Genomic DNA, 14,357 nt, shown 5'->3' with positions numbered 1-14,357 from the left:
GCAACGACCGTGTCGCTTGTCCGGTTTGCCTGACGTGTGCCTCGAGCAACCGCATACTGACCAGTAACTTGCACCCGTCGACGGAGACGGGTGCTTTTACTGTGAGGTGGACATGGTCAGAAGCCTGGTCACAGGTCTGTGTCTCGCCGTCTTCGCGGCGGTCATCATCGGACTGAGCAACCTGCTCGGTCTCGACCTCGAGCACGTCGCCCTCGTCGGCGCAGCTCTCGGCGGGGTCCTGGGCCTCGTCCCACACCGTCCCGCGTGGGGCAAGCCGGTCGGCTTCCTCGCGGGGTTCCTGCTCGCCTGGCTCGGGTTCGCGCTGCGCGCCGCCTGGCTCCCGGACTCGTCCGGCGGCAGAGCGGTCGCTGCCTTCCTCGTCGTCGCCCTCATCGCGGTCGTCGCGGCACTGAGCGGCGGACGGCTGCCGTTGTGGAGCGGCCTCGTCGGAGCCGCCTCCATCGTGGGCTCCTACGAGTCGGTCTACACCAGCGCGCCGTCGCAGTTCCTCAGCGACTCCCCGGCCGCAGCGACCACCGTGCTCCTCGCCGTCGGACTCGGCTACCTGGCAGCGAGTCTCGTTGCGCCGCAGGGTGACCCGGCGGCAGCCGGCTCGCGTCGGCCGCGCCGCGCCGCGGTGGGCGAGGAGCCGACGAAGCGATCCACCATGCCCACCAACCTCGACGACCTCGTGACCGGAGCAGCCCAGTGAGCACACGAACCCTGGCCACCGTCGTCGCGGGCCTCGCGGCGATGCCGACCCTCCTGGTGCTCGCCGCCGGCCCCGCTTCCGCGGCCACCGACAGCGCGGTGCAGGTCTCCGACACCGAGACGGTCCAGGCGTACCTCGACGCCTCGGGGAAGGTCGACGTCGCCCGGGTCTACGAGCAGGTCGCGATGAAGGGCCGCGGCACGGTCGACCTCCGCAACCCCGTCGAGACCAAGGGGCTGCGCAACCTCGACGGCTTCGGCGGGTTCGAGGTCCGGAACGGCGAGATGGTCGGGACCTTCGCCGTCGACGGCGAGCAGCGCCTCCGCAGGTCAGCGACTACACGAAGAAGCTGCCGCTCGAGGTCTCGGTGACCTACACGCTCGACGGGAGGCCCGTCGCACCCGCCGACGTCCTCGGCCGCAGCGGTCACCTCGAGGTCCGCTACACCGTCGCGAACGTCACCGGCCGACCTCAGGTCGTCTCGTTCGACGACGGCACCGGGCACAGCAGTCCGTGACGCAGAGCGTCGTGATCCCCATGGTCGGGTCCCTCACCACCACGCTGCCCGACACCTTCACGAACGTCGGGTCCAAGGAAGCCGCCCTCGCCGGCGACGGCCACGGCGGGACGAAGCTGACCTTCACGATGACGCTCTTCGGCCCCATCGGCACCCCGACGGCCACCTTCGGCTACGCCGCCGACATCGTCGACGGCACGGTGCCCAGGGCCAACGTCTCGGCCCTGCCCGTCAGCCCGCTGGACAGCCCGTCCTTCAAGGGTGGTGCGGCCAGCTACCAGGGCGGCGCGACGACCGGCGCGACGCTCACGGCGGGCGCCACGGAGATCGACGCGAACCTGCTCAAGCTCCGCGACGGGGCGGGCACCCTTCTCGCCGGCCTGATCCAGCTGCGCGACGGTGCGAAGAAGCTGGACGCGGGCCTCGGCGCCCAGGCACTGCCCGGGGCGCACCAGCTCGCGACCGGAGCCGGTCAACTCAAGGACGGCACGACGAAACTCAGTGAGGGGGCAGGCGCGGCCAAGGACGGGTCCGCCAAGGTCGCCGGAGGAGCCAGCCAGCTCGCGACCGGCGCCGGCCAGCTCGACGCCGGTGCCGGCAGACTGAGTGGTGGTGCCACACAGGTCCACGATGGCGCGGGGCGACTCGCCCAGGGTGCCGGTCAGGTGAACGCGGGAGCGACCATGCTGTCCGACGGCCTGCTCGAAGCCGGCAGCCGGGCCCCGGCCCTCCTGGTCGGCCTGGAGAAGGTTGCCGGCGGCTTGGAGGATGTCGACAAGGGCCTGGCGAAGATGTCGTCGACCGTCGGCGGTCCTGACGTCGCCCGGATCCGTGGCGGACTCGCCGCCATGCTTGCCGGCCTCGGAAGCACGGACAACGACGCCTCCCTCATCGGGGGAGTGGACCAGCTCCGTCAGCAGCTGAAGGCCGCAGGTCCGGGCATCGACACCATGGAGGCCGGCGTCTACGGCACCCAGGGCAAGAGCGCCTATGAGCAGCTCGGCTGCGCCGTCAAGGTGATCAACGACCTCAACGGTGGCGCGACACCTGGCGCCGATCCCTGCTACGCCGCCACCGGCGGAGTGCGTCCGCCGCTCGCACCCACGACCGACCCCTATCACAAGGCAGTCCTCGCGGAGCTGGCCAAGGAGCTCGGGGCGGGTCGGGCAAAGCTGGCCGACCCCAGTAGCACGAGTCCCGACCTCGATGCCCCGCTGCCCGGCGATGCCACGCTGCAACAGGGCCTCGCCTACCTTCGAGGCCGCCTCCTCGAACGCGCGGTCCCTGGTCTCACCAAGATCGAGTGCGGACTGAGTGCGACCTCGCTCGCGACCTGCGACCCGAGGAAGCCCGGGCTCAAGGAGGCCTTGGCGGGCGCGGGAGGCCAGCCCGGGATCATGGCCGGGTTCGACGCGCTGACGAACGGCGTCATCAAGGGCATCGGAGGCGACGCCGACAAGCTCGAGGACGGGACCCTGCGAGGTGGGGTGCACGCCCTGCAAGGAGGTGTCGACCAGCTCACCACCGGAGGCCTGGACCTGCTTGATGGTCTGGGTCAGCTCTCGGACGGCGCCATGGCGCTGAACGACGGCACGAAGGCCTTGGCCGTGGGCAGTGCTCAGCTCCAGGCGGGAACCGGGCAGGTCGCCGCCGGGGCCAAGGACCTCGGTGCAGGCGCCGACAAGCTCGCGACCGGGTCCAGCGACCTCGCGACGGGCGCCGGCCAGCTCGACAGCGGTGTCGGCCAGCTCGCGGCAGGCGCTGGGCAGCTCGACGACGGCGCGGGCAGGCTGAAGGACGGCGCGGACCAGCTCTCGGACGGCCTGGGCGACGCCGCCTCGGGTGCGAGTCAGATCTCGGCCGGCCTCACCGACGCGGCGTCGGGTGCTCCGCAGCTGCGCGACGGGGCGCAGAAGCTCTCGGACGAAGGCACGAAGAAGCTCGTCGCGGCCGGCAAGGCGACGGCTGCCGACTACGGCGAGAAGTACGCCCTCATCGAGGTCGGCGCCCAGCGCGCCAAGACCGAGGGCATGGCCTACGGCGCTCCGAAGGGGGCGGACGGCGCCACGGCGTACTCCTTCGAGCTCGCGGGTGTCGACGGCCAGGGCTCGGCGAACCTGGGTCGTACGGCTGCAGCGGCCGGCGTCTTCGGCCTGGCGGGAGGTGCCGTCCTCCTGCGACGACGCCTCCTCTGAGACCGACGGGGCGCGACGGCCACGGACCCGACGGGTCCGTGGCCGTCGTCGTCCGCGGAGCCGGGCGGCTCGTGTCAGGCCGGCTTGCGGCAGACGAAGATCGCCGTGCCCGGGATCAGACGGCCGCGCAGGGGCGACCAGCCGCCCCACGGCTCCTCGTGCCCCTCGGGCCACTCCGGCTCGACGAGGTCCACGAGCACGAGGCCTGCGGCGGAGATCTCGCGCACCCGGTCGCCGACGGTGCGGTGGTGCTCGACGTAGACCGCCCGGCCCGCGCCGTCCTGCTCCACGTAGGGGGTGCGGTCGAAGTACGAGTGGCGCGCCTCGAGCCCACCGGGCCCCGGGTCGTCCGGGAAGGCCCACCGGATGGGATGGGTCGTCGAGAAGACGAAGCGGCCCCCGGGTCGCAGCACGCGCGCGGCCTCGGCCATCACGACGTCGGAGTCGGCGACGAACGGCACCACGCCGTATGCCGTGAAGATCGTGTCGAAGGAGGCGTCGGCGAAGGGGAGGGCCCGTCCGTCGCACTGCACGAACGGCACGCGGACCGCGTCCCCGGCCTGGTCCGACGCGTCCTCCAGCGCCCGGTTGACGGCCACGCCGGTCCGCACCATGCCGGCGGACAGGTCGGTGGCCACCACGGTGGCCCCGCGACCGGCCAGCCACCGCGAGCACTGGCCGGAGCCGGCCCCGATCTCGAGGACCACCTGCCCACGGGGGTCACCGAGCAGCCCCGCGTCGGCCTCGCGCAGCCGCTCGGGACCCCAGACGAAGTCGGTGTCGCCGAGGAACGCGCCGTGCTCGAGGTAGTACGAGTCGGCCTCGGCGTCCCACCAGGTCCGGTTGGCGGTGGCCGTCTCGGTGGCGGGAGCGGGGCGGCGGACGGCTTCACGGGGCGTGCTCACGGCATACGTCATCTCTTTTGACCGGGTGTGAACGGCGCGGATAGGATTGCCGGGCACATCCGTGTGCGCGAACACTGTTGAACCCGTCCACAAGGCATCGGGGCGCCGACCGTCAGGTCCACCGCCGCGAGGTCCCCAACCTAACTGTCCACAATCGGAGTTCCTACTACATGACTGCCAACACGGTCGAGAAGACCGCGCCTGAGATCGCCATCAACGACATCGGCTCTCAGGAAGACATCCTTGCGGCGATCGACGCCACCATCAAGGACTTCAACGACGGCGACATCGTCGAGGGTCGCATCGTCAAGGTCGACCGGGACGAGGTCCTGCTCGACATCGGCTACAAGACCGAGGGCGTCATCCCCTCGCGAGAGCTGTCCATCAAGCACGACGTCGACCCGGGCGAGATCGTCAAGGTCGGTGACGAGGTCGAGGCCCTCGTCCTCCAGAAGGAGGACAAGGAAGGCCGTCTGATCCTGTCCAAGAAGCGTGCGCAGTACGAGCGCGCCTGGGGCACGATCGAGAAGATCAAGGAGGAGGACGGCGTCGTCACCGGCACCGTCATCGAGGTCGTCAAGGGTGGCCTCATCCTCGACATCGGCCTGCGCGGCTTCCTTCCCGCCTCGCTCGTCGAGATGCGTCGTGTCCGTGACCTCCAGCCCTACGTCGGCAAGGAGATCGAGGCCAAGATCATCGAGCTCGACAAGAACCGCAACAACGTGGTCCTGTCGCGCCGTGCCTGGCTCGAGCAGACGCAGTCCGAGGTGCGCACGACGTTCCTCAAGGAGCTCCAGAAGGGCCAGGTCCGTTCGGGCGTCGTGTCCTCCATCGTCAACTTCGGTGCGTTCGTGGACCTCGGCGGCGTCGACGGTCTCGTCCACGTCTCCGAGCTGTCGTGGAAGCACATCGACCACCCGTCGGAGGTCGTCGAGGTCGGCACCGAGGTCACCGTCGAGGTGCTCGACGTCGACATGGACCGCGAGCGTGTCTCCCTGTCGCTGAAGGCGACCCAGGAGGACCCGTGGCAGCACTTCGCCCGCACCCACGCCATCGGCCAGGTCGTCCCGGGCAAGGTCACCAAGCTCGTCCCCTTCGGTGCGTTCGTGCGCGTCGAGGACGGCATCGAGGGCCTCGTGCACATCTCCGAGCTGGCCGAGCGCCACGTGGAGCTGCCGGAGCAGGTCGTCAACGTCGGTGACGAGATCTTCGTCAAGGTCATCGACATCGACCTCGAGCGTCGCCGCATCTCGCTGTCGCTCAAGCAGGCCAACGACGCGTCCGTGCCGGTGTCGGAGTTCGACCCGACCCTCTACGGCATGGCCGCCGAGTACGACGAGCAGGGCAACTACAAGTACCCCGAGGGCTTCGACCCGGAGACGAACGAGTGGCTCGAGGGCTTCGAGGCTCAGCGCGAGAAGTGGGAGCGTCAGTACGCCGAGGCCCACGCTCGCTGGGAGGCCCACAAGGCGCAGGTCGAGGCCGCGACGAAGGCCGACGCCGAGGCTGCGGCGGGCGCCGGCTCCGCGACGTCCTACTCGTCCGCGACCGGTGACGTCGCCGACGCGGGCGACACCGACCGCGGCGACCGCGGTTCGCGCAACGCCCCGGCCCCGGCCGAGGGCACCCTGGCTTCCGACGAGGCGCTCGCCGCGCTTCGCGAGAAGCTGACCGGCAACTGAGCCCCGACGCTCAGGGCTGATCGCCCGGAGGAGCCCCGGACCCGTTGGGTCCGGGGCTCTTCCGTCTTCCCGGCAGGCGCCGTACGCGCTCCGGCGGGCGTCGTGGCAGCCGGGGGCGCCTTCATCCTCCGTTCAGAGACACGTCGAAAGCGCGCTGCTCCAAAGCCGCATTCGGTGCATTTGCGCCGCTAGGTTTGCCGGGTGCAGTCATCGCTGACCGAACACCGCAGCGCCACACCGGGATCCGGCGGGCCGCCCCCGGAGGTGGGGCCAGCTCCCCGCCGTTCGAGCGGCCGGGCCTGGGAGTGGTCCCTGGCAGCCCTGCTCCTCCTGCCGAACCTGGTCCTGCTCGTGGTGTTCACCTACCGGCCGCTGCTCGACAACATCCGGCTGTCGTTCACGGACTGGAACATCAGCTCGCCCATCGCCAACCCCGTCGGCCTCTCCAACTACATCGAGTGGTTCGGGCGCGACGACACGCGGGTCATCGTCCGCAACACCGTGGTCTTCACGGTGGCGACCGTGGGCATCTCGATGGCGCTGGGGCTGGCGCTCGCGCTGCTTCTCGACCAGAAGCTCAAGGGCCGCAACCTCGTTCGGTCGGTCGTCTTCGCGCCGTTCGTCATCTCCGGGGCGGCGATCGGCATCGCCTTCCAGTTCGTGTTCGACCCGCGCTTCGGCCTGGTCAACGACCTGCTCGCCCGCATCGGCGTGCAGTCGCCGGACTTCTACCAGCAGCCGGGCTGGGCGCTGTTCATGGTGACCTTCACCTACATCTGGAAGAACCTCGGCTACACCTTCGTCATCTACCTCGCCGCCCTGCAGGGCAGGCGCGCCGACCTCGACGAGGCCGCCGAGATCGACGGCGCCTCGGCGTGGACGCGGTTCCGCCGGGTCCTCATGCCGCAGCTGCGGCCGACGACGTTCTTCCTGTCCATCACCGTGCTGCTCAGCTCCGTGCAGGTGTTCGACATCATCAACGTCATGACCCGCGGTGGTCCGCAGGGCAACGGCACCACCACGCTCGTCTACCAGGTCTACCAGGAGACCTTCGTCAACCAGCGCGCCGGCTACGGCGCCACCGTCGCCACGGTCATGTTCGTGATCCTGCTCGCCGTGACGGTGGTGCAGGTGCGGTTCATGGACAGGGGGAAGCAGGCATGACCACCTCGACCACCGTCGGCGGCGCGGGCCGGCTCGGCCAGGCCCGGGACGACGAGACGCAGCCGGGTCCTGCCGCGCCCGGGCGGCGGCGGCGCCGCGTTGCCCACAACGTGGAGGCCTCCGACCACCACCGCGGGCCCGTCTGGACGGCAGCCGGCTACGCCGGCATGGTCCTGGTCGTCCTCGTCGTCGCGGTCCCGCTCTTCTGGATCCTCATCACCTCCTTCAAGGAGCGGGGCGACATCTACGTCCGCCCCGCCAAGTGGTGGCCCGACCCCGCGACCGGCCAGAACTACAGCGAGCTGACCACCCGCATCCCGTTCTTCGACTACGTCCGCAACTCGCTGATCATCACCTCGGCCACCTCCATCGCCAAGATCGTCCTCGGCGTCATGAGCGCGTACGCCCTGTCGCTGCTGCGCTTCCCGGGCCGTTCGGTGGTCTTCCTCGTCGTCATCGCGGCCCTCATGGTGCCCAACCAGATCACCGTCATCAGCAACTACGCCCTCGTCGCGCAGCTCGACTGGCGCAACACCTACCAGGGCATCATCATCCCGCTGGCCGGTGTCGCCTTCGGCACCTTCCTCATGCGCAACCAGTTCCTCAACCTGCCCGGCGAGATCATCGAGGCCGCGCGCCTCGACGGCGCCGGCCCGATGAAGCTGCTGTGGCGGGTCGTCATGCCGATGTCCTGGCCGACGCTGGTGGCCTTCGCGCTCATCACGGTCGTCAACGAGTGGAACGAGTACCTCTGGCCGTTCCTGATGTCCGACGACGAGTCCACCGCCCCGCTGCCCGTCGGCCTGACTTTCCTGCAGAACAACGACGGCGTGACGAACTGGGGGCCGGTCATGGCGGGCACGGTGCTAGCGATGCTGCCGATCCTCGTCCTCTTCCTCGTCCTCCAGCGCCAGATGATCAAGGGCCTCACCGCAGGTGCCGTCAAGAGCTGAGAAGCCAACGGCGACAGGTTCATTCGCGTCTCTCCACGACTCCACACACGACACAGGGAAGGCACCATCCATGAACGAGTTCTCACGCCGCGGCTTCCTCGGCCTCGCCGGCGCTGCCGGCATGGCGAGCCTCGCGGCCTGCGCGGGCACCGGCACGTCCGCCACGTCCGGCGACGCGGGCGGCTCCAGCAACACCATCGAGTTCTGGAGCAACCACCCGGGCAACAGCAAGCCGACCGAGCAGGCGCTGATCAAGGCCTTCGAGACGGCCAACCCGGGCCTGAAGGTCAAGCTCGTCGACGCCGGCAAGAACTACGAGGAGGTGGCGCAGAAGCTCAACGCCTCCCTCGCCGGCGGCCAGCTCCCCGACGTCGTCGTCGTCTCCGACGTCACGTGGTTCAACTTCGCCCTCAACAAGCAGCTGGCGCCTCTCGACGACCTGCTCTCGGCGGCGAAGGTCGACACCGCCGACTACGTCGACGCGCTCTACAACGACTACAACCTCAAGGACAAGCACTACGCGGTGCCCTACTCCCGGTCGACACCGCTCTTCTACTACAACAAGGACCTCTGGAAGGCGGCCGGCCTCGAGGACCGTGGCCCCAAGGACTGGGACGAGTTCCTGACGTGGGCGCCGAAGCTCAAGGCCGCCGCCGGCTCCGACAAGATCGTCATGGAGCTCCCGGACGGCTCGAACTACCTCGACTGGGTGTTCCAGAACATGGTCTGGGGCTACGGCGGCGCCTACTCCAAGGAGTGGACGCCCACCTTCTCCGACCCCAACACGATCAAGGCGGGCACCTACCTGCAGAACCTCGCCAAGAACGGCTTCCTCAAGCTGTCCAAGGACCCGGCTCCCGACTTCACGGCCGGGATCGTGGCCTGCACGATGATGTCGACCGGCTCCCTCGGCGGCGTCGCCAAGGACGCGAAGTTCCCCTTCGGCACCGCCTTCCTGCCCGGCGAGGGCAACTGCCCGACCGGTGGAGCCGGCGTCGGGATCCCGGCGAGCATCTCCGACGCGCGGAAGAAGAACGCCGTCAAGTTCGTCCAGTTCCTCACCGACGCCAAGAGCACGGTCACCTTCACGCAGGCCACCGGCTACATGCCGGTGCGCAAGTCGGCGGTCGACCTGCCCGAGGAGAAGGCGTTCCTCGAGAAGAACCCCAACGCGAAGACTGCCATCGAGCAGCTGCCGAAGACGCGCTCGCAGGACAACGCGCGCGTCCTGCTGCCCGGCGGCGGCGCCCGCATCGGCAAGGGGCTCGACCAGATCGTCTCCGGCCAGGACGTCGCGACGGTCTTCAAGAGCCTCGACGACCAGAGCAAGCAGGTCTTCGCGTCGCAGATCAAGAGCAAGCTCGGCGCCTGACGCGCTGCCAGACCCGGCCGTATGCCGTCCGCGCCGTCCCCAGGGGGCGAGCGGACGGCATACCGGGCCGACGTGGGAGGTGGCGGGGCACGCTCGCGCCTCCCACGTCCCCGGCCCCAGCCCACCGAACGAAACGACCCGAGAGGCGGCCATGGCCACCGTGTACTTCGACGAGGCGACTCGTCGGTTCTCCAAGGACGAGGCCCCGGCGGTCGACGGGATCACCCTCGACATCGCCGACGGCGAGTTCCTCGTCCTCGTCGGCCCGTCCGGCTGCGGGAAGTCGACGACCTTGCGGATGCTCGCCGGTCTCGAACCGGTCGACGGCGGCCGCGTCCTCGTGGACGGCCACGACCAGAACGGCGTGCGGCCGCGCGACCGCGACATCGCCATGGTGTTCCAGAGCTATGCGCTCTACCCGAACATGACGGCGGCCCAGAACATGGCCTTCGCCCTCGACAACGCCAGGGTGAGCAAGGCGGAGACGAAGCAGCGGGTCGCCGAGGCCGCCAAGATCCTCGAGCTCGAGCAGCTGCTCGACCGCAAGCCGGGCCAGATGTCGGGCGGACAGCGCCAGCGCGTGGCGATGGGCCGGGCCATCGTGCGCAACCCCAAGGTCTTCTGCATGGACGAGCCGCTGTCCAACCTCGACGCCAAGCTGCGCGTCTCGACCCGCTCGCAGATCGCCGGGCTGCAGCGCCGCCTCGGCATCACGACCGTCTACGTCACGCACGACCAGGTCGAGGCGATGACGATGGGCCATCGCGTCGCGGTGCTGCGCGACGGCAGGCTCCAGCAGGTCGACACCCCGGAGCGGCTCTACGACCGCCCCGTCAACACCTTCGTCGCCTCCTTCATCGGCTCGCCCGCCATCACGCTCGTCGAGTCCGAGGTCCGGGAGGGCATCGCCCGGGTCCACGGGGTCCCGGTGCCCCTCGACCGGGCCGTCGCCGCACGGGCGGGGGAGAAGGTCGTCGTGGGCCTGCGTCCCGAGTCCTGGCACGTGGTGGCGACGCCCGACCCGCGGCCGGCCGGAGAGAACGGCTCGAGCTCCTCGCACGGCACCTCGCTCGCGCTCAAGGTCGACCTCGTCGAGTCGCTGGGGGCCGAGTCGTTCGTCTACGGCCGCCCGGTCGGCTCCGGCGAGAGCGGCGAGCGGGTCACCGTGCGCCTCGACAGGCGCACGCACCTGACGGTGGGAGACCTCGTGCACGTCGAGCCCGACCACGGTGAGGTGCACGTCTTCGACGCGGCGTCGGGCGCCCGGATCGAGGCCTGAGGTGGGTGCACCGCCCGGGCCCTGGGCCTCGGGCCGGTTCGACGTCGAGGGACACCGAGGCGCCAAGGGCCTCGTCGTCGAGAACACGCTGGCGAGCTTCGCCGCGGCGTTCGACGCCGGCGCGACGGGCGTCGAGCTCGACGTCCGGTTGACGGCAGACGGGCAGGTCGTGGTGTGGCACGACGCGGTGCTGCTGCCGGAGAAGTGCCTCGCCACCGGCCCCGACGTCGTCGGGGCCCGGCTCGAGGAGCTGACCCTGGAGCAGCTGCGCACCGTCGACGTCGGCAGCCAGACGCTGGCGGGTTACCCGGACCAGCGCCCGTCGCCCGGCGCCCGGATCTCGACCTTGGACGAGGTGCTCGCCCACGGGCGCGAGCGGGCTCCCGACGTGTGGTGGACGATAGAGCTCAAGGTCGACCCGCTCCACGAGGGGGAGTCCGCGGGTCGGCGGCAGCTCCTCGAGGGCGTCCTGGCCGGCGTGCACGAGGCAGGGGTGGAGCGGCAGTGCTTCGTGCACTCGTTCGACTGGACCGTGCTGGAGCTGTCGGCGCAGCTGGCCCCCGACGTCGCCCGTTCGGCGCTGGTGGAGCCTTCCCGGACCTGGGTCCCCGGAAGCCCCTTCACCGGCAGTGTGCAGGTCGACGGGTCGCACGACGACGTGTGCGCGGGGGCTGCGGCGGTGGGCGCCCAGGTCATCTCGCCCCAGCACGCCCTCGTCGACGCCGCCTTCGTCGAGCGGGCCCATGGCCTGGGGCTCGCCGTGCTGCCGTGGACGGTCAACGACCCGGAGCGCATGAGTGAGCTCCTCGCCGCGGGCGTCGACGGACTGGTGTCGGACTACCCCGACCGCGCGGTGGCGCTGTCCTCGCCGGTCGGGAGCTGAGCGCCGGCGCACCGGCCCGGTGCCACGCGGGGCCATTGGTGCCATTGGTGCCGCTGGTGCCACGGACCGCCCCACCCGGTCGGGCCCGCAGCCGCCCGTGGCACACTCGGGCGCAACGACAGACCGGCCGGCGGGCCGACACGAGCGAGTCCGGAACCAGGGTCGGACACGTCGAGGTCGGCCCTGCCGCCCGGGTGCAACAGATGGGTGGGGACCCCTGAACCCCACCCATTCGCTGGAACCACGTTCCAGCGAACTCATGATGCGTTTGAAGGGCTCAGATGTCAACAGGCCGCTCGTACGACAACACCTCACGGGAGCAGGCCGCGCTCCAGCGCCGGGCCCGGATCATCGACGCCGCCCGCGAGATGCTCCTCCGAGACGGCTACCACGCCATGTCCGTCGGTGAGCTCGCGCGGACGGCGGGAGTGAGCGCGCAGACCGTCTACAACGCCGTCGGTGGCAAGGCGGCCGTGGTCAAGGCCGTCTACGACGTCATGCTGGTCGGGGACGACGCGCCCGTCCCGATGCAGGACCGCCCCGAGTTCCGTGCCATGTCCCAGGCCGGCGACCGAGAGTCCTTCATGCGGGCGTATGCCGCCCTCTGCGCCACGATCTACGAGCGGGTCGGCCCGTTGCTCGGTGTCCTGCTGGCCCAGGGCGGGGGCGGCGACGCCGGCCTCCAGGAGTTCCTCGCCACCATCGACCGCGAGCGCCGCGTCGGCAACACCAACGCGCTCGACGCCCTCGAGGCGGCGCACGGGCTGCCGCCCCGGCTGGACCGCGAGCGCTTCATCGACATCGTCTGGACCGTGACCGCCCCGGAGATCTACGACCGCTTTGTGCGCCGCTGCGGCTGGACACACCGGATGTATGCCGCTTGGCTGGCCGAGGCGCTCGTGTCGATCTTCGACCGCGCCAGCACCGGAACCGAGGAGGACTGACGATGCCCCGCCAGATCGCGACCAACACCGACGTCGACCGTGACGCCCTGCTCGAGTTCGTGAGTCCGCGCCACTCCATGGTGCTCATCACCCAGCGCTCCGACGGCCGCCCGCAGGCGTCGCCCGTGACCGGTGGTGTGGACGAGCAGGGGCGCATCGTCATCTCGACCTATCCCGAGCGCGCCAAGACGACGAACGCCCGCCGCCGGCCGCAGGTCAGCGTCCTGGTCCTCTCGGACGACTTCGGGGGCGAGTGGGTGCAGGTCGACGGCGACTGCGAGGTCATCGACCTGCCCGAGTCCGTGGAGCCCCTCGTCGACTACTTCCGGGCCATCTCCGGCGAGCACCCCGACTGGGACGAGTACCGCCGGGCGATGGTCGACCAGGGCAAGTCGCTGCTGCGCGTCACCCCGACCCGCTGGGGCCCTGTCGCCCGGGGCGGCTTCCCGGCCCGCCTGGCCTGACGCGCGTGCTGCGCATCGGGGTCACCGGCGGCATCGGCTCCGGCAAGTCGACCGTCTCGCGCCGCCTGGGCGAGCTCGGGGCGCACGTCGTGGACGCCGACGCCGTGGCCCGCGAGGTGGTCGAGCCGGGGGAGCCGACCCTCGGGCGGATCCGGGAGCGCTTCGGCGACACGGTGATCCGTCAGGACGGCAGCCTCGACCGCGCGGCGCTCGCTGCCGTCGTGTTCCCCGACCCGCAGGCCCTGGCCGCCCTCGACGCCATCACCGGGCCGGCGATCGCCGAGCGGGTGGCGCAGCGGCGGGCCACCGTCCCCCGGGACGGCGTCTCGGTCTACGACATGCCGCTGCTGGTCGAGCGCAGCCTGTGGGTGCACGAGCACCTGGCGGTCGTCGTCGAGACCGACGTGGAGACCCGGGTGCGCCGGCTCGTCGAGCAGCGCGGCCTCGGTGAGGACGACGTCCGCCACCGCATCGCGGCGCAGGCCACCGACGAGCAGCGGCGTGCCGCCGCAGACGTCGTGCTGGACAATGCCGGCACCCCGAACGACCTCGTGCGGGCGGTCGACGCACTGTGGCACGACCGCCTCCAGCCGTATGCCGCCAACCTCGCACGCGGCGCCCGCTCCCGCCGCCCGGACCGGGCGAGCGACTGCGTCGTCGAGCCGCGTGCGGACTGGGAGGCCAGGGCCGAGCGCGTCGTCGCCCGGCTCGCCGCCGCCCTCGCAGCCACCGGCGTCGTCACCGAGGTGTCGCACATCGGGTCGACGTCGGTGCCGGGGCTCCTCGCCAAGGACGTCATCGACGTGCAGGTCGGGGTGCGCGCGCTCGCCGACGTGGACCGCCCGGACGTGCGTGCGGCGCTCGTCGACGCCGGCTACGTGTTCTCGCACGGCAACCACTCCGACACGCCGCACCCGCAGGGCGCGCCCGCGTCCGACTGGGTCAAGCGCTTCCTCGGGGGGTGCGACCCGGGCAACCACGTGCACGTCCACGTCCGCGAGCACGGCTCTGCGGGCTGGCGGTTCGCCCTGCTCTTCCGCGACTGGCTGCGCCACGAGCCGGCCGAGCGGGACGCCTACGCGGCAGAGAAGCGGAGGCTGCTGGCCCAGCACGACTCGAGCGCCGACTACGTCGTGGCCAAGGAACCGTGGTTCGAGGGCGCGTGGCAGCGGGCGAACGCGTGGGCCGAGCGCACCGGCTGGCAGCCCCGCTAGGTGTACCCAGCCATCAGGTTGGTTGCAGTCGGCTGACGGGTGGGTGACCTCGCAGGGCGCTGTGGCGGCGTTC

At 70.8% G+C, this 14,357-nt stretch carries 14 protein-coding genes; 13 read left to right on the top strand and 1 reads right to left on the bottom strand.

Features of this window, described 5'->3' with window-relative positions; all coding sequences use genetic code 11:
• Positions 1-112: 112 nt before the first annotated feature.
• The 4 genes from ABD241_RS17000 to ABD241_RS16985 are packed head-to-tail and all read left to right on the top strand — an operon-like array spanning position 113 to position 3,424.
• Entirely contained in the window at positions 113-712 is a 600-nt protein-coding gene (locus ABD241_RS17000; protein WP_344065397.1) for a hypothetical protein, read from the top strand.
• Complete coding sequence (locus ABD241_RS16995) at positions 709-1,083, top strand: hypothetical protein (RefSeq protein ID WP_344065394.1); 375 nt, start codon at positions 709-711, stop codon at positions 1,081-1,083. Before ABD241_RS17000 ends, ABD241_RS16995 begins: the two co-directional genes overlap by 4 nt.
• Positions 1,080-1,229, top strand: coding sequence for a hypothetical protein (locus ABD241_RS16990; RefSeq protein WP_344065391.1), 150 nt, complete (start codon positions 1,080-1,082; stop codon positions 1,227-1,229). Before ABD241_RS16995 ends, ABD241_RS16990 begins: the two co-directional genes overlap by 4 nt.
• Positions 1,226-3,424 (top strand): hypothetical protein, encoded by a 2,199-nt coding sequence (locus tag ABD241_RS16985; protein WP_344065387.1) that lies wholly within the window; start codon positions 1,226-1,228, stop codon positions 3,422-3,424. Before ABD241_RS16990 ends, ABD241_RS16985 begins: the two co-directional genes overlap by 4 nt.
• 74 nt (positions 3,425-3,498) lie before the next feature.
• On the opposite strand, the gene ABD241_RS16980 is transcribed toward ABD241_RS16985, so the two are convergent.
• Entirely contained in the window at positions 3,499-4,329 is an 831-nt protein-coding gene (locus ABD241_RS16980; RefSeq protein WP_344065384.1) for a class I SAM-dependent methyltransferase, read from the bottom strand.
• A 170-nt stretch (positions 4,330-4,499) separates the two neighbouring features.
• Here ABD241_RS16980 and rpsA point away from each other — a divergent pair, with 170 nt between their 5' ends.
• From rpsA to coaE, 9 genes are all read left to right on the top strand, one after another.
• A complete protein-coding gene (gene rpsA / locus ABD241_RS16975) occupies positions 4,500-6,011 on the top strand; it encodes a 30S ribosomal protein S1 (protein ID WP_344065381.1) in 1,512 nt (503 codons plus the stop codon).
• 264 nt (positions 6,012-6,275) lie between these two features.
• Positions 6,276-7,175: a carbohydrate ABC transporter permease gene (locus ABD241_RS16970; RefSeq protein WP_425580818.1), complete on the top strand. Its 900-nt coding sequence runs from the start codon at positions 6,276-6,278 to the stop codon at positions 7,173-7,175.
• Positions 7,172-8,128, top strand: coding sequence for a carbohydrate ABC transporter permease (locus ABD241_RS16965; RefSeq protein WP_344065375.1), 957 nt, complete (start codon positions 7,172-7,174; stop codon positions 8,126-8,128). The genes ABD241_RS16970 and ABD241_RS16965 overlap by 4 nt, the downstream gene beginning before the upstream one ends.
• 70 nt (positions 8,129-8,198) lie before the next feature.
• Positions 8,199-9,500: an ABC transporter substrate-binding protein gene (locus ABD241_RS16960; protein ID WP_344065372.1), complete on the top strand. Its 1,302-nt coding sequence runs from the start codon at positions 8,199-8,201 to the stop codon at positions 9,498-9,500.
• 151 nt (positions 9,501-9,651) lie between these two features.
• Entirely contained in the window at positions 9,652-10,779 is a 1,128-nt protein-coding gene (locus ABD241_RS16955) for an ABC transporter ATP-binding protein (RefSeq protein ID WP_344065369.1), read from the top strand.
• Position 10,780: 1 nt separating this feature from the next.
• Positions 10,781-11,662 carry a glycerophosphodiester phosphodiesterase family protein gene (locus ABD241_RS16950; RefSeq protein WP_344065366.1) on the top strand — a complete coding sequence of 294 codons (882 nt, stop codon included), beginning with the start codon at positions 10,781-10,783 and terminating at the stop codon, positions 11,660-11,662.
• Positions 11,663-11,943: 281 nt separating this feature from the next.
• Positions 11,944-12,606, top strand: coding sequence for a TetR/AcrR family transcriptional regulator (locus ABD241_RS16945; protein WP_344065363.1), 663 nt, complete (start codon positions 11,944-11,946; stop codon positions 12,604-12,606).
• 2 nt (positions 12,607-12,608) lie between these two features.
• Positions 12,609-13,070: a PPOX class F420-dependent oxidoreductase gene (locus tag ABD241_RS16940; protein ID WP_344065360.1), complete on the top strand. Its 462-nt coding sequence runs from the start codon at positions 12,609-12,611 to the stop codon at positions 13,068-13,070.
• 5 nt (positions 13,071-13,075) lie between these two features.
• Positions 13,076-14,284: a dephospho-CoA kinase gene (gene coaE / locus ABD241_RS16935; protein ID WP_344065356.1), complete on the top strand. Its 1,209-nt coding sequence runs from the start codon at positions 13,076-13,078 to the stop codon at positions 14,282-14,284.
• The last annotated feature ends 73 nt before the right edge of the window (positions 14,285-14,357 follow it).

This window comes from Terrabacter lapilli (genome assembly GCF_039531305.1).
Lineage (GTDB): Bacteria > Actinomycetota > Actinomycetes > Actinomycetales > Dermatophilaceae > Terrabacter > Terrabacter lapilli.
This window is presented reverse-complemented; position numbering and strand designations above follow the sequence as displayed.